General features: G+C 56.7%; 18 protein-coding genes. 8 read left to right on the top strand and 10 right to left on the bottom strand.

Annotated features, from left to right (window positions below; all coding sequences use genetic code 11):
• Positions 1–462: 462 nt before the first annotated feature.
• The 7 genes from AC3ISR_RS17090 to AC3ISR_RS17060 all read right to left on the bottom strand — a co-directional run bounded on the left by AC3ISR_RS17090 (position 463) and on the right by AC3ISR_RS17060 (position 6842).
• Positions 463–1197, bottom strand: a complete 735-nt coding sequence (locus AC3ISR_RS17090) for a secretin N-terminal domain-containing protein (RefSeq protein WP_463983578.1) — start codon at positions 1195–1197, stop codon at positions 463–465.
• Positions 1198–1429: 232 nt separating this feature from the next.
• Positions 1430–1852, bottom strand: a complete 423-nt coding sequence (locus AC3ISR_RS17085) for a GNAT family N-acetyltransferase (RefSeq protein ID WP_192296561.1) — start codon at positions 1850–1852, stop codon at positions 1430–1432.
• Positions 1845–3011, bottom strand: a complete 1167-nt coding sequence (locus tag AC3ISR_RS17080) for a ribosomal protein uL16 3-hydroxylase (protein WP_463983579.1) — start codon at positions 3009–3011, stop codon at positions 1845–1847. Before AC3ISR_RS17080 ends, AC3ISR_RS17085 begins: the two co-directional genes overlap by 8 nt.
• Positions 3012–3095: 84 nt before the next feature.
• Positions 3096–4466 (bottom strand): adenylosuccinate lyase, encoded by a 1371-nt coding sequence (gene purB / locus AC3ISR_RS17075; protein ID WP_463983580.1) that lies wholly within the window; start codon positions 4464–4466, stop codon positions 3096–3098.
• Between the two features lie 125 nt (positions 4467–4591).
• Positions 4592–5215 carry a high frequency lysogenization protein HflD gene (hflD, locus tag AC3ISR_RS17070; protein WP_176999529.1) on the bottom strand — a complete coding sequence of 208 codons (624 nt, stop codon included), beginning with the start codon at positions 5213–5215 and terminating at the stop codon, positions 4592–4594.
• A complete protein-coding gene (mnmA, locus tag AC3ISR_RS17065; RefSeq protein WP_192296559.1) occupies positions 5212–6336 on the bottom strand; it encodes a tRNA 2-thiouridine(34) synthase MnmA in 1125 nt (374 codons plus the stop codon). Before mnmA ends, hflD begins: the two co-directional genes overlap by 4 nt.
• Positions 6337–6395: 59 nt before the next feature.
• Entirely contained in the window at positions 6396–6842 is a 447-nt protein-coding gene (locus tag AC3ISR_RS17060) for an NUDIX hydrolase (RefSeq protein ID WP_463983581.1), read from the bottom strand.
• A 221-nt stretch (positions 6843–7063) separates the two neighbouring features.
• Between AC3ISR_RS17060 and AC3ISR_RS17055 the strand changes: the two genes are divergently transcribed.
• The 5 genes from AC3ISR_RS17055 to AC3ISR_RS17035 all read left to right on the top strand — a co-directional run bounded on the left by AC3ISR_RS17055 (position 7064) and on the right by AC3ISR_RS17035 (position 12586).
• Entirely contained in the window at positions 7064–7960 is an 897-nt protein-coding gene (locus AC3ISR_RS17055) for a DMT family transporter (RefSeq protein ID WP_489324384.1), read from the top strand.
• A gap of 38 nt (positions 7961–7998) precedes the next feature.
• Entirely contained in the window at positions 7999–8424 is a 426-nt protein-coding gene (locus tag AC3ISR_RS17050; RefSeq protein ID WP_463983583.1) for a cupin domain-containing protein, read from the top strand.
• A complete protein-coding gene (locus tag AC3ISR_RS17045) occupies positions 8421–9944 on the top strand; it encodes an acyl CoA:acetate/3-ketoacid CoA transferase (RefSeq protein ID WP_463983584.1) in 1524 nt (507 codons plus the stop codon). The genes AC3ISR_RS17050 and AC3ISR_RS17045 overlap by 4 nt, the downstream gene beginning before the upstream one ends.
• 66 nt (positions 9945–10010) lie before the next feature.
• The gene (locus tag AC3ISR_RS17040; protein WP_463983585.1) at positions 10011–11567 is read left to right on the top strand and encodes an FAD/NAD(P)-binding protein; all 1557 of its coding nucleotides are present in this window, start codon (positions 10011–10013) and stop codon (positions 11565–11567) included.
• Positions 11568–11707: 140 nt separating this feature from the next.
• Entirely contained in the window at positions 11708–12586 is an 879-nt protein-coding gene (locus AC3ISR_RS17035) for a LysR family transcriptional regulator (protein ID WP_268945320.1), read from the top strand.
• A 69-nt stretch (positions 12587–12655) separates the two neighbouring features.
• Here the strand turns inward: AC3ISR_RS17035 and AC3ISR_RS17030 are convergent, their stop codons facing one another.
• Positions 12656–14881 (bottom strand): NADP-dependent isocitrate dehydrogenase, encoded by a 2226-nt coding sequence (locus AC3ISR_RS17030; RefSeq protein ID WP_192296557.1) that lies wholly within the window; start codon positions 14879–14881, stop codon positions 12656–12658.
• Positions 14882–15374: 493 nt separating this feature from the next.
• On the opposite strand from AC3ISR_RS17030, the gene icd reads away from it, so the two are divergent.
• Positions 15375–16631: an NADP-dependent isocitrate dehydrogenase gene (icd, locus tag AC3ISR_RS17025; RefSeq protein WP_192296556.1), complete on the top strand. Its 1257-nt coding sequence runs from the start codon at positions 15375–15377 to the stop codon at positions 16629–16631.
• An 82-nt stretch (positions 16632–16713) separates the two neighbouring features.
• Here icd and cspD read toward each other — a convergent pair whose 3' ends face one another.
• On the bottom strand, positions 16714–16986 hold the full coding sequence (gene cspD, locus AC3ISR_RS17020; RefSeq protein ID WP_305391087.1) for a cold shock domain-containing protein CspD: 273 nt from the start codon (positions 16984–16986) through the stop codon (positions 16714–16716).
• 218 nt (positions 16987–17204) lie between these two features.
• On the opposite strand from cspD, the gene clpS reads away from it, so the two are divergent.
• On the top strand, positions 17205–17573 hold the full coding sequence (gene clpS / locus AC3ISR_RS17015; RefSeq protein WP_005789091.1) for an ATP-dependent Clp protease adapter ClpS: 369 nt from the start codon (positions 17205–17207) through the stop codon (positions 17571–17573).
• Positions 17574–17602: 29 nt separating this feature from the next.
• Positions 17603–19873 (top strand): ATP-dependent Clp protease ATP-binding subunit ClpA, encoded by a 2271-nt coding sequence (gene clpA, locus AC3ISR_RS17010; protein ID WP_192296554.1) that lies wholly within the window; start codon positions 17603–17605, stop codon positions 19871–19873.
• Between the two features lie 203 nt (positions 19874–20076).
• Here clpA and infA read toward each other — a convergent pair whose 3' ends face one another.
• Positions 20077–20295, bottom strand: a complete 219-nt coding sequence (gene infA, locus AC3ISR_RS17005; protein ID WP_002553999.1) for a translation initiation factor IF-1 — start codon at positions 20293–20295, stop codon at positions 20077–20079.
• Between the last annotated feature and the right edge of the window lie 77 nt (positions 20296–20372).

The raw sequence follows: 20372 nt of genomic DNA, 5'->3' as shown, positions 1-20372 counted from the left end.
GAAGATCCGTTTTCCAGCCGTGCATTCAATGCATGGGCAGGGCTGCTCGCTGACCAGAAGCCTAGGCGGTCATGTCGGGTCTGGCGGGGGAATGCGACGGGATGAACGATTGACTCAAGGAGGAGTTGAGCAGGTAGAGGCGAACTGCGGGCGGTCTTCGGGCGTCGTGGGCCTTTGTACGATCCATCAGTGTATTGCCGGGTTACCTGGTTGGCTTCCGTCCCTCGGGACAACTTCGTTCCAGTCGCAACCTCGTCAAACACACCTTGTGGGCGGTACAGACACGAATCGGCTCGGGTGGGTAGCTTGGAGCGCGATCCGAAGGCCCTTGCCAGGGCCCCTGATTAGCGGGAGCGAGGCCATCATGCCCATGCTTTTTTGGATCGTCAAATGTTTTGTAGTGCTATTTTTCAAGCACTACATCTTTAGCCTAAGACGACTCATCAGTCAGTTTTTGGTGCTTCAGTTCAGGGTGTCGACCTTGACCCGCAAAGTCAGGTCATCGCGGCCCTGAGTAGAGTAGGTGCGGGTTGTGGAGGATTTGTCGGCCTGGGTCTCGCGGTTGATGCCGGCCAGGGTGATCCACTCACCCAGGCGCCCGCTGACAGTTGTGTCGGTACTTTGTACGTTCACTACATCGGGACGTTCTTGGCTCATGCGGTCACGGTTGGTACTGATCGCCAGGTGCACGGTGTCGCCGGTGACGCTGGCGGTCACGTAGAAGCCCTGGGTTACGTTGCGGTATTGGGTCTGGTTTTGCGGGCGGCCATAGGCATCCGGCTGGGTCGTGGTCAGCGGAACGCTCTGGCCGACCTGGATCAGTGCGGGTACACCTTCGCTGGCTTGGATCTGCTGCACGCCGCCTTCACGGCTGGCGGTGCCGTAGCTGATGATGCGGGTCTGGTTGTCGCCGCTCTGCTGGTTGTTCTCGTTGGTGTCGACGGTGATCAGCAGGCGCTTGGCCGGGGTGTCGAGCTGCGAGAGCAGGGCGCGCAGGTCCTGGATCTTGGCGGGGTCTGCCTTGACGATCAGTTGGTTACCGTAGGCGCTCACGGTGCCGTCCTTGCCAATGAAATTCTGCGCCACTGGCAGCAGGTCGGCGCTGGTACGGTTGCTCAGGTTGACGACTTCGGTGTCGGCCATGGCCGTGACGCTGGCGGTCAGGAGCAGGGCGGTGAGCAGGGTGCGTAGGGACATGTCCGTTATCTCTGCGAGTCATTTAGGCTGGATAGTGCCAGTTTGTCGGCTGGATGGGGTGCTTGTTGAATCGTAGACGGCAAAATGCCCTGGCAGTGCAGGGCATTTGTAGTGCGGCTGATATCGCTTTCGCGAGCAAGCCCGCTCGCACATTTTGACCGCATTCCAAGGGGAGGCCTCGGTCAAATGTGGGGGGCTGGCTTGCCTGCGATGCAGGCGGCGCGGTCTGGAGTCAGCCCTCGCGCACCATATCCACATGCGGAATCCCGACTTCAAGAAACTCGTCACTGACGATCTTGAAGCCCAGCCGCTCGTAAAACGGCGCCGCATACACCTGCGCACTGAGGAACTGCTTGGTCTGGCCACGTTTCTCGGCTTCGCCGATCACCGCTTCCATCAGCTTGTCGCCGACTTTCAGCCCGCGCCAGTCCTTGAGTACCGAGACGCGGCCAATCTCGCCGCTGGGCAGCAGGCGAGCGGTGCCAATCGGAAAGTCGCCTTCAAATGCGAGGAAATGCACCGCATCAGCGTCGTCCGCGTCCCATTCCAGCTCAGGTGGAACCGATTGCTCAGCGATAAATACCGCTTCACGAATGCGCCGTATCTCAGCGATGTCCTTTTGCCAGTCCGCGACACTTACGTGAATCTTATTCATCGGCAAACCCCAGGCTCCCTTGCTTGACCAGTTCGCACAGCAGATCGCGGCCGTCTTCGTCGGCCAGCCATGGGCCGAGGTTCTCGGCGTGCAGGGCGTCGGCGGAGCACACCAGTTTCAGCAGCTCGCGCAGTTTGCCCGGCAGGTAACGGCTCTGGCCGCTGGCGAACAGCAGTACATCGTCGTCCACTTCCGACCAGGCCATGCGCGCGCTCGGGTTGCGCACCAGGATCGCACCGTCTTGCAGGGCTCTGATGAAGTCTTCTTCGCCCAGTTCCTCACCGGCAACCAGTTCAGGGTAGCGCGGCTCGGTCATGAACTGGCCGAACCAGGTCAGCAGCATGCGCTCATCACTCATGTGCTCGGCCAGCAGGCTTTTCAGGCGGTCGAGGGCGTCGCTCTGGATCTGGTGCGGATCGCTGACCGGCTGGGCATCGGCGTCGGTGTAGCGCTCTTCGTCGGTCAGGTATTGGGCGAGGAAGTCGGTGAAGTGGGTCAGCACTTCGGCGGCACTTGGTGCGCGGAAGCCGACCGAGTAGGTCATGCAGTCATCTTCGGCGATGCCGAAGTGCGCCAGGCGCGGTGGCAGGTAGAGCATATCGCCCGGCTCCAGCACCCACTCGGCGCTTTCTTCGAATTCGGCGAGGATGCGCAGGTCAGCGTGCTGCAGCAGCGGACTTTCGGAGCTGCACATCTGGCCGATCTTCCAGTTGCGCTTGCCCTGGGCTTGCAGCAGGAACACGTCGTAGTTGTCGAAGTGCGGGCCGACGCTGCCACCCGGCGCGGCGAAGCTGATCATCACGTCGTCGATGCGCCAGCTTGGCAGGAAGCGGAACTGCTCCAGCAGCTCGGCGACTTCCGGTACGAACTGGTCAACCGCTTGCACCAGCAGGGTCCACTCGCGCTCGGGCAGGGTGCTGAAGGCATCTTCGGCGAACGGGCCGCGACGCAGCTCCCACGGACGCTCGCCGTGTTCGATCACCAGGCGCGACTCGACTTCTTCTTCAAGGGCCAGGCCGGCCAGTTCGTCGGCGTCGATCGGGCTTTCGAAATCAGGGATGGCCTGGCGGATCAGCAGCGGCTTTTTCTGCCAGTAATCGCGCAGGAATTCCCGTGCCGTGATGCCGCCCAGAAGTTGAAGAGGGATGTCAGGATTCATGTGTAACCTATTGAAATAAAGCACTTTTCAGACTGGAATAAAAACGCCCGGCGCGGCCGGGCGTCTCAAAGGGTCTTGCGATGATCAGATGCGCTTGGCTTGCTCTACAGCGCTGCCGATGTAGTTGGCCGGGGTGAGCAGTTTCAGCTCGGCCTTGGCGGCGGCTGGCATGTCCAGGCCGTCGATGAAAGTTTGCAGCGCTTCAGGGCTGATGCCCTTGCCACGCGTCAACTCTTTCAGCTTCTCGTACGGGTTTTCGATGTTGTAACGGCGCATCACGGTCTGGATCGGCTCGGCCAGCACTTCCCAGCAGGCATCCAGGTCAGCGGCGATTTTCTGCTCGTTGAGTTCCAGTTTGCTGATGCCTTTGAGGCTGGCTTCGTACGCGATCACGCTGTGAGCGAAGCCCACACCGAGGTTGCGCAGTACGGTGGAGTCGGTCAGGTCGCGCTGCCAGCGGGAGATCGGCAACTTGCTGGCCAGGTGCTGGAACAGGGCGTTGGCGATGCCGAGGTTGCCTTCGGAGTTTTCGAAGTCGATCGGGTTGACCTTGTGCGGCATGGTCGACGAACCGATTTCACCGGCAATGGTGCGCTGCTTGAAGTAACCCAGGGAGATGTAGCCCCAGATGTCGCGATCGAAGTCGATCAGGATGGTGTTGAAGCGCGCGATCGCGTCGAACAGCTCGGCAATGTAGTCGTGCGGTTCGATCTGCGTGGTGTACGGGTTGAAACCCAGGCCCAGCTCATCTTCGATGAAGGCGCGGGCGTTGGCTTCCCAGTCGATCTCCGGGTAGGCCGAGAGGTGGGCGTTGTAGTTGCCTACGGCGCCGTTGATCTTGCCCAGCAACGGCACGGCTGCGACCTGAGCGATCTGACGCTCCAGGCGGTACACCACGTTGGCCAGTTCTTTACCCAGGGTCGTCGGCGAAGCCGGCTGGCCGTGGGTGCGCGACAGCATCGGCACGTCGGCGAAGCGGATCGCCAGCTCACGGATGGCATTGGCGGTCTGGCGCATCAGCGGCAGCATCACGTCATCACGGCCCTCGCGCAGCATCAGTGCGTGGGACAGGTTGTTGATGTCCTCGCTGGTGCAGGCAAAGTGGATGAACTCGCTGACCTGGGCCAGCTCTGGCAGCTTGGCCGCTTGCTCTTTGAGCAGGTATTCGATGGCTTTTACGTCGTGGTTGGTGGTGCGCTCGATCTCTTTCACGCGCTCGGCGTGCTCCAGGGAGAAGTTTTCCGCCAGGGTGTTCAATACAGCGTTGGCTTCGGCGGAGAACGCCGGCACTTCGCTGATGGCAGGGTGAGCGGCCAGGCGCTGGAGCCAGCGCACTTCAACCAGGACGCGAGCACGGATCAAGCCGTATTCGCTGAAAATAGGGCGCAGGGCCTGGGTTTTGCCGGCGTAGCGGCCGTCAACAGGGGAAACCGCAGTGAGCGAAGAGAGCTGCATGGGGTGTTCTCGGACAGTCGGGCAACGAAATGGGGCGCGTATCATACATGAAAAAATCCGCCGGTCCGTCGCCAACTGACCGGCGTATTACGCGTAACGGCTTGAAAAACGCTTGTTGCTGCGACTTATTCGTTGCGCATCAACGGGTAAAGCTCTTTGAGCAATTTGCGACGGCTGATGACCAACTGCCAACGATGACCGCCCAACTGGCGCCACAGTCGCGCCGAACGAATACCGGCCAGGAGCAGGGCGCGGATTTTCGAGGCGTTGTTCGGTTGTTGCAGGTTGCGCATGTCGCCGTGCACCTGGATCCGCTGGCGCAAGGTGCTCAAGGTGTCCTGGTACAGCGCACCACAGGCCGCGATCACGTTTTCGTGGGCGGGGCCGAAGTGTTCCACCTGGGACTGAATCTGCGGCAGGCGCTTGCCGATGATCTCCAGCATATCCTCGCGCTTGGCCAGTTGACGCTCCAGCCCGAGCATCGACAGGGCGTAGCGCAGCGGTTCGCGCTGCAGGGTGCTGGGGTCGCGTTCCAGGGCGCCGATCAGCGCGCGATAACCTTCGCGCAGTGCCAGGTCGTCGCCACCGTAGACTTCCAGGGTGTCCTTGGGGTCGCGGATCAGCAGGCTGCCGAGCATGCAGGTCAGGCCGGCCTCGGTGACCTGGCCGGTCTTGGCGATCTTGTCCACCAATACAGCGGCGAGGAAAACCCCGCCCAGTGCCGTCAATTGCTCCTGGGTCGGGCTCATGCCTTTTGGCTCCAGGCTTCGGCGATTTCAATCACGCCGCCGCCCAGGCAGATTTCGCCGTCATAGAACACCACGGATTGGCCTGGAGTGACCGCGCGCTGCGGGTCATCGAAGGTTGCGCGGTAGCCTGTAGCGGTTTTTTCCAGGGTGCATGGCTGGTCGCTCTGGCGATAGCGCACTTTGGCGGTCAGGCGGCGTGGGGTGCTCAGGTCGATCGGGTTGACCCAGTAGATTTCCGAAGCGAGCAGGGCGCCGGAGAACAGCAATGGATGTTCATTGCCCTGGCCCACGATCAGCTCGTTGTGCTCCAGGTCTTTGATCAGCACGTACCACGGCTCTTCGCCGGCGTCTTTCAGGCCGCCGATGCCCAGGCCCTGGCGCTGGCCGATGGTGTGGTACATCAGGCCGTGGTGGCGGCCGATCACTTCACCGTCGGTGGTTTTGATTTCGCCAGGTTGTGCTGGCAGGTATTGCTTGAGGAAGTCACTGAAGCGGCGCTCGCCGATAAAGCAGATCCCGGTGGAATCCTTCTTCTTGGCGGTGGCCAGGCCGTGTTGCTCGGCGATCTTGCGCACTTCGGGCTTTTCCAGCTCACCCACCGGGAACAGGGTCTTGGCGATCTGTTCGCCGCCGACGGCGTGCAGGAAGTAGCTCTGGTCCTTGTTTGGGTCCAGGCCCTTGAGCAGTTCGGTGCGGCCGTCGACATCGCGGCGGCGCACGTAGTGGCCAGTGGCAATCAGATCGGCGCCAAGCATCATGGCGTAGTCGAGGAACGCCTTGAACTTGATTTCGCGGTTGCACAGGATGTCCGGGTTCGGCGTGCGACCGGCCTTGTATTCAGCCAGGAAGTGCTCGAACACGTTGTCCCAGTACTCGGCGGCGAAGTTGGCGGTGTGCAGCTTGATGCCGATCTTGTCGCACACGGCCTGGGCGTCCGCCAGGTCGTCCATGGCGGTGCAATATTCCGTTCCATCGTCTTCTTCCCAGTTCTTCATGAACAGGCCTTCCACCTCATAACCCTGCTCCATGAGCAGAACGGCGGAAACGGAAGAATCCACGCCGCCGGACATGCCGACGATGACGCGCTTCTTTTGTGTGTCAGAAGGGGCTGGATCACGCATAGGGTTTCAACGGGTGTCTTGAAAAAGGACGCGATTCTATCAGGCTCGGGCCTTCAAGGCTAAAGAGAAGGGCGGATCAATTCGAGACTGTGACGCTGGCCGGCCAGATAATCATCAATACAGCGGATGATCAGCTCGCTGCGCCAGTCGTCGCGCACGGCCAGCAGTTCGTCACGGCTCAGCCAGCGGGCACGCAGGATGCCTTCGTCGAGTGGGTAGTCGGGGTGGTGTTTGAGAGCCTTGGCGATGAAGCAAACCCGCTGATAGGTCACGCCGTTGCTCGGCGCGGTGTACAGGTAGATGCCGACGATGCCGGTGGCTTCGACATCCCAGCCGGTTTCTTCGAGGGTTTCGCGCACAGCGGCTTCGGTGAGGGTTTCGTGCGGGTCGAGATGGCCGGCGGGTTGGTTGAGCACGGCGCGGCCGTTTTTGAGTTCTTCGACCATAAGGAAGCGGCCGTTGTCTTCGACGATGGTGGCGACGGTGATGTGGGGTTGCCAGGTCATGGAATGCCTCGATTTGAATGTGCGACGCGGTCTACCGGCAGGATCGTAGTCAATGTGGGAGTGGGCAAGTGCGATCGGCGCACCGCCGCTCCCGCATGTGGATCGGGTTTCCTCAGGGGGGGGCATAAGCAATCTGCATGACACGCCCGACATTTTATGATTTTACCCCGATGTGCCAGCGGCGCAGTTTACCTCTCCAGAACCTTCACTGGAGAAATCTCATGAATCCGATTGCCCACAAAAGCTACGAAGTGCGCCTTACATCGCCGTTGCCGATTGCCTTCATCCTGTTGTGGAGTTCCGGTTATATCGGTGGTGCGTTCGGTGTGCGCTATGGCGAGCCCTTCACCATGACGTTCTACCGATTTGCCCTGGCTGCCTTGGTTTTCCTGGGCGTGGCGCTCGCGATCAAGGCCGAGTGGCCTAGGCGGCTTACACCCTACCTTCACGCGGCTGCCGTGGGGTTGCTCTTGCAGGCTCTGCAGTTTGGCGGCCTCTACACCGGGATAAGTCAGGGCGTCCCGGCTGGGCAAGCTGCGCTGATTGTTGGGCTGATGCCGGTATTTGTGGTGATAGGCGCCTATTTCTGTTTAGGCGAGCAATTGAGTTGGCGCGACTTGCCAGGCTCGATCCTGGGCGTAGGCGGCGTGGCTATTGTGGTAGGCAGCAGTTTTTTTGGTACCGAGGCGTCAATCGGCGGTTATGGCGCGGTAGGGCTGGCGCTGCTAGGCATCACCCTTGGCACGCTTTATCAGAAGCGTTTTCTCGGCGGCGTCAACCTGTGGGTGGGCTGTTTTGTTCAGATGGTCACCGCGTCGCTGGTCATGTTGCTGCTGGCCTATGCCACCGAGACCATGCAGGTGACGCAGTGGGGGCCCTTCGCTGCCTCTGTGGCGTGGATCACTGTAATGAACTCGGTCGGCGCGCTGACCCTGCTTTACCTGATGATTCGGCGGGGGGAGGCGAGTAAGGCGACTAACTTGTTTCATGTTATTCCGGCTGTCACTCAGATCATGGCGTCGTTGATGTTGGGTGAAGTACCGAGTGTGGTGGTGATTGTAGGTTTCATTGTGTCGGGGGGGGGAGTTTATTTGATGAATCATTCGAGAGCAAAGTAAGCGTCGAATATTGAAGGCTGCTTATCAGGAGAATGCTAATGTTTAAGCACGAAATGGCTGATGAGAAATTATATAGCGATGACATTTGCCGGTCTGGAGGTGGACTGCACGTTGACGATATTGATTATCTGAATTTTGAACCTTATGAAGTGGAAGGGCGCAAAGGGATTTCAATATTTTACCTTTATGATGCGCGGGATAATGCGCAAGGGCCAGTTGCCGCATTGGTTCGTTATGCTGTCGGAGCTTTAACGCCGAGACACAGGCATCAGGGATGGGAATTAGTGTTGGTGGTCGATGGTGAACTAGTCGATGACAGGGGGCGACATACTGCAGGTGCGCTGCAAATTTACCCGCCGGGCTCTACTCACCAACTTTCTTCTGCTACGGGTTGTACGTTTCTAGTCGTTTGGGAGCAACCCGTTCAGCCCGCTCCACCTCAGGATTCCGAGGCCGCAGCATGAAAGTTATCAACGAACAGCAAGCGGCAGAATTGATTGAAGACGGATGGACAATCGTTCCGGGAGGGTTTGGAAGTTGCGGGCATCCTGATGGACTTACTCGAGCAATCAGTGAGCGTTTCAAGCGGGAGGGACGGCCTCGTGAGCTGGGTTTGCTATTCACTTCTGCCTCTGGAGATCTTGACAAAAGGGGGGTGGACGTTTTGGCCCAGAGTGGGCTGGTGGCCAAGGCAATTGGAGGGTTCTGGGGACTCGTGCCGCGATTGGGAAATATGGCGCGTTTAGGAGAGATAGAGGCGCATAACTGGCCGCAGGGGGTTATCAGCCAGCTATTCCGTGCAATCGCGGCGAAGAAGCCTGGTGTGATCTCAAATGTTGGCCTTAACACTTTCGTTGATCCTGATTATGAGGGGGCGTGCTTGAATAGCAGGGGCGCAGGCACACTGGTTCAGAAAATTATTATTAATGGAGAGTGGACGCTATTTTATCCTGCACTTAAGGTGGATTGCGCGTTACTAAGAGGGACATCTTGTGATCCTTCGGGCAATATTTCGATTGAACGGGAAGTGTCTAATAGTGATGTGCTTGCGCAGGCCATGGCAGTCAAGAACTCCGGTGGAATAGTGATTGTGCAGGTTGAAAGTTTGGTGGGACTACACGATATTGAACCGCAGCATGTAATAGTGCCTGGGTTGTTGGTGGATTATGTGACGGTGTCGCGCCCTCATGAACATCCTCAAACGTATGGCGTGGCAAGTAATTCAGCATTTACGCGTCCGGGAGTTCTCACGCCTAGTGAGAGGCCGATTTCGTGCGCGGAGAGAATTATTGCTAAAAGAGCTTTGCAGGAAATTCGACGTGAAAATGCGAGGGTTATCAATCTTGGTATTGGTATACCGGTCGTCGTTGCTCAGGTGGCTGAAGAGTTAGGTTGTGCGGAGTCGATGAACTTTACTGTTGAATCCGGCGTTATAGGTGGTCGGCCAGCAACTGGATTGTCATTTGGGGCTAGCTATCGTCCGGTTAGTATCATTGAGCAGGCAGCTTTGTTTGATTTTTACGAAGGTGGTGGGATTGATGTGGCGTGCTTGGGTTTTGCCGAAATGGATAGTTTTGGCAATGTCAATGTGTCGCAGTTTGGTCGTAAGTTGCAAGGCGCGGGTGGCTTCATAAACATCTCACAGTCGGCGCGATGCATTGTATTTTGTGGGACTTTTACAGCTGCAGGGTTGGTTGTGAGTGTAAGTGAAGGGGAGGTTCATATAGTTCGGGAAGGTCGAGTAAATAAATTTGTTCGCCAGGTCTCGCAATTGACATTTAACGGTGGCTATTCTCAATTGTTGGGCCAACGAGTTATTTTTGTTACGGAGCGTGCAGTTTTTGCACTGAAAAATGGAGTGGTCTATTTGGAGGAGATCGCTCCGGGTATAAGTATCGAGCAGGATATTATCCCATTCATAGAGGGTGGTTTTGTCGTGTCTGGGAACTGCAGGCCTATGTCGGAGCACATATTTGTATTGTAAGTATGTTGTTTGAAGCTTTTAAAAAATAAGCATGTTTCATGCAGAAAAAAATAGTGGGAGGTTGTTATGTCTGGCAGCGTAATCACGATAATTGGGGGTGGAGCCTCAAGTGTCTCTTTTATCTACGCGATTTTGAATGGTTTAGGGCGATATGGCTGCCATTCGGATGTGTCGATATTTTTGGTGGACAAACAATCTCAATGTGGTCGAGGGTTTGCCTACTCGGAAGACTGCTCCACAAATATTTTAAATACACGAGCGGAATTTATTTCGCCTTTTCCTGATCAGCCTGGACATTTTTACGGATGGTTGGTGGCTAATCGTGGGGTTTGGGAAGATGACTTCCCTGACATTGAACTGTGCCCACATGCATTTTTGCCTCGGCCCCTGTTCGGGTTATATCTTGCGCACATGATTCAATCTCTAGTCAAAAAAGCTGTAGAACTCGGTTGTCAATTGATTCCAGTCCATGACGAGGTTGTAAATATAAGCTTCTCCCATGACGGAACGGTCGTGGTTTCAACAAAAGGGAATCTATCGTTCCCCAGTGATCATGTGGTGTTGAGTTGTGGTAATGCACGCAGTCTCGAATACCAGCACCTGGAGGGTACGCAGGGTTTCTTCTCCAGTCCTTATCCTATAAAGCGCACAAGCCGGCTGATTCAAAAGCAGGCGAGTGTTGCAATTGTCGGTTCAAGATTGAGTGCGATCGATGCAGTTATAGGGCTGACTGCTAATGGCCATGAAGGGCCCATTACATTGCATTCCCGCACGGGAGCTCTGCCTAGTGTCAGGGGGAGTCAGGGGCGCTATCAACCCACGATATTGACGCCGGAAACAGTCAGGTCTTGTATTTCTCGATCTGGCGTAGTCCGACTTGACGACGTTATTCGTTGGATGACGCAAGAATTGGCCTTGGAGGGTAAGCGGATTGGCATGGCTGATTGGACTGCAATGTGTTCCCAGAGACCGGCAGCGGAATTTCTTGAGGCTGAAATAGCGGCTGCCCAACACCCTCGGTTTTGGCAATCCGTTCTCTACTCGACAAATGCTGTACTTGATTTGATTTGGCCTGCAATGCCGGATGAGGATAAGCATATATTTCTGGGTTACTCAAGCTGGTGGATGGCCTACCGTGTTTCTATTCCGATGGAGAATGCATTGAAAATTAGATCATTACTCGAGTCTGGGCAGCTATCAATTATAAAGGGTGGGCTTGAGGCGATTGAATACAATAAGCGGTTTTGCTTAAAGGTAGTTAATCGATCGCTTAAGAGTTGCCACAATTATGACTCCGTTGTACTGGCCACGGGTACTCCTCGGGATGCGAGTAAGTTTGATAACCCTTTGGTGCAGAATATTCTCCAGCGAGGAATTGGGTGCGTCGACCCATTTGGCGGAGTGAAGGTGTCTACTGAAACGGGTGGTTTGATAAATCATCTGGGGCATGTAGATGACAGAATCACTGTTTTGGGGGAGCTGACAAGCGGTGCGTTCTTTTTTACTAGTGCTTTAGAAATCAACGCTCGACATTCGACTATGCGTGCAGAGTCTGTTTTGGCGAGGTTGGCATTAACCTCCGGTATGTACTTTAATGCCTCTAAGGCTCGCCTATCAGCTTAGGATGACAGGAGAATCTCTAATTAAACATTTTGTTGCATGTTTTCATACGTAATTTTGCCCCTTACCTATCCGAATGGTCAGTGGTGGATGAAGTGTTGATTTGCCACAATCAGAATATTAATTTCGATAGGTGGCGTGTTATGAGAGTCAATCTTGATGTTCAGTCGTTGCGGAGCTTTATCAAAGTAGGTGAGACCAAAAGTTTTACGCGAGCGGCTGAAGCTCTAAGTTTGACTCAGCCTGCTATCAGTCAGCAGATTAAAAGGTTAGAGGATTTATTGGGTGTGGTGCTGTTTGCGAGGGAAAATCGACAGGTATTGCTGACATTGGAGGGAGAAAAGCTTTTGGGTTATGCCAAAGATATAGTCATTTGTAACGATAAAGTTGGCAGGCTGTTTGAGAGAGTTGAAAGAAGAGAAACGATCATAGTGGGTATGCCAGAGCATTTTTGTGAGAGGGTGCTCCCAAAGATTATTTCCAGCATGGCTACTCACTTTCCAACCATACAGATGGTGGTGAAGGTCGCTAGGTCTGGTTTGCTATTGGACGCGGTAAGTGAGGGTAGGATCGACCTATGTCTTGTGATAGATGAACTGGAAAAGATGCACGAGCGTCCTTGGCACACATTATCGGTCAGATGGTTTGCTGGCGATAGCGCTGACGTGGTCGATAAGCCACACGATGTCCCGCTCGCTTTGTTCAAGCCACCCTGTGGGTTTCGCAGTCTAGCGATCCGGAGTCTAGAGGAGTGCGGTATAAAATGGCATTGCGTTTACGAGTCGGAAGACTTGATGTCGCTGCGGTCTGCAGTGCAAGCAGGAGTTGGCATTACATTACTGCCTTTTGTCGCGCAGGTTTCGGGTTTAAGGAGTCTTGAAGGCATTTCCAGTTTGCCGGTACTGCCTCAATTTGCTGTGGTGTCTAAAGAGCGGGACGGTTGGAATCCTGTTTACAGGTGTGAGGTGCTTGAGTTGATTCGCTCCGTTTGGACTTCAGAGTACGTCAATGCTTCCCTGTGAATAAACTTGAATTCGCTGAAAACACAAACCCCGGCACCAGGCCGGGGTTTGTGATGTCACCTCACAACCTTACTTCAACTTGGCAATCGCCGCGTTGAGGGTGTTGCTTGGGCGCATGGCCTTGCTGGTCAGTTCCGGGCTCGGCGCGTAGTAGCCGCCGATGTCCACTGGCTTGCCCTGTACGGCGTTGAGCTCGGCAACGATGGTCGCTTCGTTCTCGGTCAGGGTCTTGGCCAGTTCGCCGAACTGCGCTTGCAGTGCGGTGTCTTCGGTCTGGGCTGCCAGGGCTTGAGCCCAGTACAGTGCCAGGTAGAAGTGGCTGCCGCGGTTGTCTATGTTGCCGACTTTGCGCGATGGCGACTTGTTGTTGTCGAGGAACTGGCCGGTGGCCTGGTCCAGGGTCTTGGACAGTACCAGGGCTTTCGGGTTGTTGTACGTCACACCCAAATGCTCAAGGGAGGCCGCCAGGGCCAGGAACTCACCCAGGGAATCCCAGCGCAGGAAGTTTTCTTCCACCAGCTGTTGCACGTGTTTCGGGGCCGAGCCGCCGGCGCCGGTTTCGAACAGGCCTCCACCGTTCATCAGTGGCACGATGGACAGCATCTTGGCGCTGGTGCCCAGTTCCATGATCGGGAACAGGTCGGTCAGGTAGTCGCGCAGCACGTTGCCGGTCACCGAGATGGTGTCCAGGCCCTTGCGGGTGCGCTCCAGGGTGAACTTCATCGCGTCGACCGGCGACATGATGCGGATGTCCAGGCCTTCGGTGTTGTGGTCTTTCAGGTAGGTCTGGACTTTTTCGATCACGGCGCCGTCGTGCGCGCGCTGTGGGTCCAGCCAGAAGATCGCTGGAGTGGCGCTGGCGCGGGCGCGGTTGACGGCCAGTTTGACCCAGTCCTGGATCGGCGCGTCTTTGGTCTGGCACATGCGGAAGATGTCGCCGGCTTCGACTTTCTGTTCCATCAGCAGGTTGCCCTTGCTGTCGGTGACGCGGACTACGCCGTCGGCCTTGATCTGGAAGGTCTTGTCGTGGGAGCCGTACTCTTCGGCTTTCTTCGCCATCAGGCCAACGTTTGGCACGCTGCCCATGGTGGTCGGGTCGAAAGCGCCATGGGCCTTGCAGTCTTCGATGACGGCCTGGTAGATGGTGGCGTAGCAGCGATCCGGGATCACGGCCTTGGTGTCGTGCAGCTGGCCGTCGGTGCCCCACATTTTGCCGGAGTCACGGATCATGGCTGGCATCGAGGCGTCGACGATCACGTCGCTCGGCACGTGCAGGTTGGTGATGCCTTTATCGGAGTTGACCATCGCCAGGGAAGGACGAGCGGCATAGACCGCCTGGATGTCAGCTTCGATCTGTGCCTGCTGGTCGGCCGGCAGGGCCTTGATGCGAGCGTACAGGTCGCCGATGCCGTTGTTCAGGTTGAAGCCGATCTGTTCCAGCACGGTGGCGTGCTTGGCCAGGGCGTCTTTATAGAACTCGGCAACGATCTGGCCGAACATGATCGGGTCGGAGACCTTCATCATGGTGGCTTTGAGGTGGACCGACAGCAGCACGCCTTGTTTCTTGGCGTCTTCGATTTCAGCGGCGATGAACGAACGCAGTGCATTCTTGCTCAATACGGCGCTGTCGATGATTTCGCCGGCCTGTACCGAAGTCTTTTCCTTCAGGACAGTGGCGGTGCCGTCCTGGGCGATCAGCTCGATTTTGACAGCATCGGCGCCTTCGATCTGTACGGCTTTTTCGCTGCCGTAGAAGTCGCCACTGTTCATGTGGGCAACGTGCGACTTGGAGTCGGCAGCCCAGGCGCCCATTTTGTGCGGGTGCTTGCGTGCGTAGTTCTTGACCGACAGCGGTGCGCGGCGGTCGGAGTTGCCTTCGCGCAGTACCGGGTTCACGGCGCTGCCCTTGACCTTGTCGTAACGTGCGCGGGTTTCTTTTTCCGCGTCGGTGGTTACGGTTTCCGGGTAGTCCGGCAGGGCGTAGCCCTGGGCCTGCAGTTCCTTGATCGCGGCTTGCAGCTGCGGGGTCGAGGCGCTGATGTTAGGCAGCTTGATGATGTTGGCTTCAGGCGTAACGGCCAGGTCGCCCAGTTCGGCGAGGTGGTCCGGGATGGCCTTGGCGCCCAATTGCTCGGGGAAGCTTGCGAGGATGCGCGCGGCGAGGGAGATGTCGCGGGTTTCCACGGCAATATCAGCGGAAGCGGTGAAGGCCTCTACGATAGGCAGCAGTGAATAGGTGGCGAGGGCCGGGGCTTCGTCGGTGAAGGTGTAGATGATCTTCGAGCGGGTGGGCATATTCGGATTAACTCTCTTCTTTGCTGAAAGCGTGCGCAGAAACTCGAGATGCGCCGGGTGGAGCGCGTTCGTTCAAAGTCATCCATGAGCGAAATGTCGAGGTTTCTTCGCGGTGATGTTGGGTTGCATCAGTCGAGCGTCAAGCGGGTGGGCTATTGTAATAGTCCTGCTTTGTAGCGGAAGGCTGTGTTCTAGAGCGGTCCGCCGTCGTGACTCTTGGGTCAGCGGCGGCATTATACATAGGTCGCTATGCTTACGCCGAGCCTTCATACAAAAGGTGTGTCGTCCATTGGTCTAAAGGTCGCAGGTACCCCATTGCGCCCAAAGTCGTATGGCGTGCTCAAGATTGGCGAATTTGCCTTAGATTTCAGGCTTGTAGACGACTAAATGTGCTGTTTTCGACGCAAATGACCGTGGCGTGAGGTTTCAGTCGTCATGTATCTGGAGTAGGCTCGAGCGCAGCCAGATGTTCAATCCAAAGATGGAGTTCAGCATGGGATACAAGAAGATTCAGGTTCCAGCCGTCGGCGACAAAATCACCGTCAATGCAGACCATTCTCTCAATGTTCCTAATAACCCGATCATCCCTTTTATCGAGGGTGATGGTATCGGCGTCGACATCAGCCCGGTGATGATCAAGGTGGTCGACGCAGCTGTTGAAAAGGCCTACGGCGGCAAGCGCAAGATCTCGTGGATGGAGGTTTATGCCGGCGAGAAGGCGACTCAAGTCTACGACCAGGACACCTGGCTGCCCCAGGAGACCCTGGATGCGGTCAAGGATTACGTGGTTTCCATCAAGGGGCCGTTGACCACGCCGGTCGGCGGTGGCATCCGTTCGCTGAACGTGGCCTTGCGCCAACAGCTCGACCTGTATGTGTGCCTGCGTCCGGTGCGCTGGTTCGAAGGCGTGCCGAGCCCGGTCAAGAAGCCAGGAGATGTGGACATGACCATCTTCCGCGAGAACTCCGAGGACATTTACGCCGGTATCGAGTGGAAGGCCGGTTCTCCGGAAGCGATCAAGGTCATCAAGTTCCTCAAGGAGGAAATGGGCGTTACCAAGATCCGTTTCGACCAGGATTGCGGGATCGGTGTGAAGCCGGTGTCCAAAGAGGGCACCAAGCGTCTGGCGCGTAAAGCGCTTCAGTATGTCGTGGATAACGACCGCGACTCCCTGACCATCGTGCATAAAGGCAACATCATGAAGTTCACCGAGGGGGCCTTCAAGGAGTGGGCCTATGAAGTGGCAGCTGAGGAGTTTGGTGCCACGCTGCTCGATGGCGGCCCGTGGATGCAGTTCAAGAATCCAAAGACTGGCAAGAATGTCGTGGTTAAAGATGCCATTGCCGACGCCATGCTTCAGCAGATCCTGCTGCGCCCGGCTGAGTACGATGTGATTGCCACGCTTAACCTGAACGGCGATTACTTGTCCGACGCCCTGGCGGCAGAGGTGGGCGGTATCGGTATTGCGCCGGGCGCCAACCTGTCCGATACCGTGGCGATGTTCGAAGCCACCCACGGCACCGCGCCCAAGTACGCGGGCAAGGATCAGGTCAACCCGGGGTCGCTGATCCTGTCGGCGGAAATGATGTTGCGCCACATGGGCTGGACGGAAGCAGCAGACCTGATCATCAAGGGGACCAATGGTGCGATTTCGGCCAAGACTGTGACCTATGATTTCGAGCGCTTGATGGAAGGGGCGAAGTTGGTGTCGTCGTCGGGCTTTGGCGATGCGTTGATTTCGCATATGTAAAAGGCTGGCATACAAAAAACGGCCATCCCGGTTTGAGTGGGATGGCCGTTTTTTTTACTGCAACCTCCAGGCTCAGTGGCGGTTAGGCCGTTAATTTCTTTTCTTTATGAGCCGTGGTTGTTGCAGGTTTTGCAGGGGTATCCGCCGTAACCGCAGAGATGTTTACGGCGTGCAGCCCTTTAGGTCCTTGAATTATGTCAAAACTCACAGGTTGGCCGGCTTTCAGCGTTTTATAACCTTCCATGGTGATTGCTGAGTAATGGGCAAAAAGATCGTCACTCTTGCCCTCTTCGTTGACGAAGCCGTATCCCTTGGCATTGTTGAACCACTTGACCTTACCGCTTGCCATCTCCATATCCCTCTGCACCAGACTCCATCACTGGAGTATCATCCAGTTTATCCGTCCTAACCCGAATAAATAAGGTTGACTGCGCGGACCTTTTTTACCCACTGTGGGTTCTATTGGTTGTAACACCGATTTGCCGATAGTCAAGGCGACCAGTCGGTCAGAGTTGAAATTCTGACAGGTCGCCCCCACCACTGTATTTGAACCACTGACGAACCTTTCTTTCCATGCATGCAAACAGCCAGATTCGACTAACATTCAATCAGGATCGCCCGGATCAGGAACATGACGACGACGGTTCTGCAGGCATTGCTGTTCAGGAGGCCAAGCCTGCTCTACAGGCGCCGCCGATGTACAAGGTGGTTTTGTTCAATGATGACTACACACCGATGGATTTCGTCGTCGAAGTGCTCGAGGTGTTTTTTAACCTGAACCGCGAGTTGGCGACCAAGGTAATGCTGGCCGTTCATACAGAAGGACGGGCAGTATGTGGAGTGTTTACCCGCGACATCGCCGAGACAAAGGCCATGCAGGTCAACCAGTACGCCAGGGAAAGCCAGCATCCGCTACTCTGTGAAATCGAGAAGGACGGTTAACGCCGACCACTTGGGTATGAGGTGAAGCTATGTTAAACCGCGAGCTCGAAGTCACCCTCAATCTTGCCTTCAAGGAGGCTCGTTCGAAACGTCATGAATTCATGACCGTCGAACACCTGCTGCTGGCACTTTTGGATAACGAAGCTGCCGCCACCGTCTTGCGTGCGTGCGGCGCCAACCTCGACAAACTCAAGCATGACCTGCAGGAGTTTATCGACTCCACAACGCCACTTATTCCAGTCCACGATGAAGACCGTGAAACCCAGCCGACCCTGGGCTTCCAGCGGGTGCTTCAGCGTGCGGTTTTCCACGTGCAGAGCTCCGGTAAGCGTGAGGTCACGGGCGCCAATGTGCTTGTGGCGATCTTCAGCGAACAGGAAAGCCAGGCAGTGTTCCTGCTCAAGCAGCAGAGCGTTGCCCGTATTGATGTCGTCAACTACATCGCCCACGGTATCTCCAAGGTGCCTGGGCACGGCGATCATTCCGAGGGTGAGCAGGATATGCAGGACGACGAGGGCGGTGAGTCTTCTTCTTCGGGCAATCCACTGGATGCCTATGCCAGCAATCTCAACGAACTGGCGCGCCAGGGGCGGATCGATCCGCTGGTGGGGCGTGAGCTTGAAGTCGAGCGCGTAGCGCAGATCCTCGCGCGTCGTCGCAAGAACAATCCGTTGCTGGTGGGCGAGGCGGGCGTGGGTAAAACCGCGATTGCCGAGGGCCTGGCCAAGCGTATCGTCGATAACCAGGTGCCGGACCTGCTGGCCAATAGCGTCGTCTACTCCCTGGACCTGGGCGCATTGCTCGCCGGGACCAAGTACCGTGGCGATTTCGAGAAGCGTTTCAAGGCATTGCTCGGCGAACTGAAGAAACGCCCGCAAGCGATCCTGTTCATCGATGAGATCCACACCATCATTGGTGCCGGTGCGGCGTCGGGTGGCGTGATGGATGCCTCCAACCTGCTCAAGCCGCTGCTGTCCTCGGGTGATATCCGTTGCATCGGCTCGACCACCTTCCAGGAATTCCGCGGCATCTTCGAAAAAGACCGCGCCCTGGCGCGTCGCTTCCAGAAAGTCGACGTGTCCGAGCCTTCGGTTGAAGACACCATTGGCATCCTGCGCGGGCTCAAGGGGCGTTTCGAGGCGCACCACGGCATCGAATACACCGATGAGGCGCTGCGTGCGGCGGCCGAACTGGCGTCGCGCTACATCAATGATCGGCACATGCCGGACAAGGCTATCGATGTGATCGACGAGGCGGGTGCCTATCAGCGCCTGCAACCGGTCGAGAAACGTGTGAAGCGCATTGATGTGGCTCAGGTTGAGGACATCGTCGCGAAAATCGCGCGGATTCCGCCTAAGCACGTCAACAGTTCCGACAAGGAGCTGCTGCGTAACCTGGAGCGCGACCTCAAGCTCACTGTGTTTGGCCAGGATGCTGCCATTGACGCGCTGTCCACGGCGATCAAGTTGTCCCGTGCGGGCCTCAAGTCGCCGGACAAGCCGGTTGGCTCGTTCCTGTTCGCCGGCCCTACCGGCGTCGGCAAGACCGAAGCGGCGCGGCAGTTGGCCAAGGCCATGGGGATCGAGCTGGTGCGTTTCGACATGTCCGAATACATGGAGCGTCACACCGTGTCGCGCTTGATCGGTGCACCGCCGGGTTATGTCGGGTTCGACCAGGGCGGCCTGTTGACCGAAGCGATCACCAAGCAACCGCATTGCGTATTGCTGCTCGATGAAATCGAAAAGGCCCACCCGGAAGTCTTCAACCTGCTGTTGCAGGTCATGGACCACGGGACCCTGACCGACAACAACGGGCGCAAGGCGGATTTCCGCAACGTGATCGTGATCATGACCACCAACGCCGGTGCTGAAACGGCCGCGCGGGCTTCGATCGGCTTCAGCCATCAGGATCACTCTTCCGATGCGATGGAAGTGATCAAGAAGAGCTTCACGCCGGAGTTCCGCAACCGCCTGGACACCATTATCCAGTTTGGTCGCCTCAGTCACGAGGTCATCAAAAGCGTGGTGGACAAGTTCCTTACCGAGTTGCAGGCGCAGTTGGAAGACAAGCGCGTGCAGTTGGAAGTGACCGATGCGGCGCGCAGTTGGCTGGCCGAAGGTGGCTACGACGCGGCAATGGGCGCACGCCCGATGGCGCGTCTGATCCAGGACAAGATCAAACGGCCGTTGGCCGAAGAGATCCTGTTCGGCGAACTGTCCGACCACGGCGGTGTGGTGCACATCGACTTGAAGGATGGCGAGCTGACCTTCGAGTTCGAAACCACGGCTGAAATGGCCTGATCGATAGCTGCAATAAAACAAAAAGGCGCCGAAAGGCGCCTTTTTGCTGTCTTGAAAACCATGAGGAGCAAATGTGGGAACGGGCTTGCTCGCGAATGCGCAGTGTCAGTCAACAGATTCATTGGCTGATCCGCCGCATTCGCGAGCAAGCCCGCTCGCACACAAAAACGCCCGGCATAACCGGGCGTTTTGTATTGACTTGCTTAGCGAGCGCGGTAAGTGATGCGCCCTTTGCTCAAGTCATAGGGCGTCAGCTCGACGCGCACTTTGTCACCGGTAAGAATACGAATGTAGTTCTTGCGCATCTTGCCGGAGATATGCGCGGTTACGACGTGCCCATTTTCCAACTCCACACGAAACATGGTGTTGGGCAGGGTGTCGACGACAGTGCCTTCCATTTCGAAGCTGTCTTCTTTCGACATGCAGTAAAGCCCTCGGTATCCAGTGAATGGCCCGGTGCAACTGCGCCAGGCAAAAGCGGCGTGCATTGTGCCCGAAA

This window comes from Pseudomonas sp. GL_117, from assembly GCF_057835125.1.
Note: the sequence above shows the minus strand (reverse complement) of the source record. Positions and strands in the feature narration are given on the sequence as shown.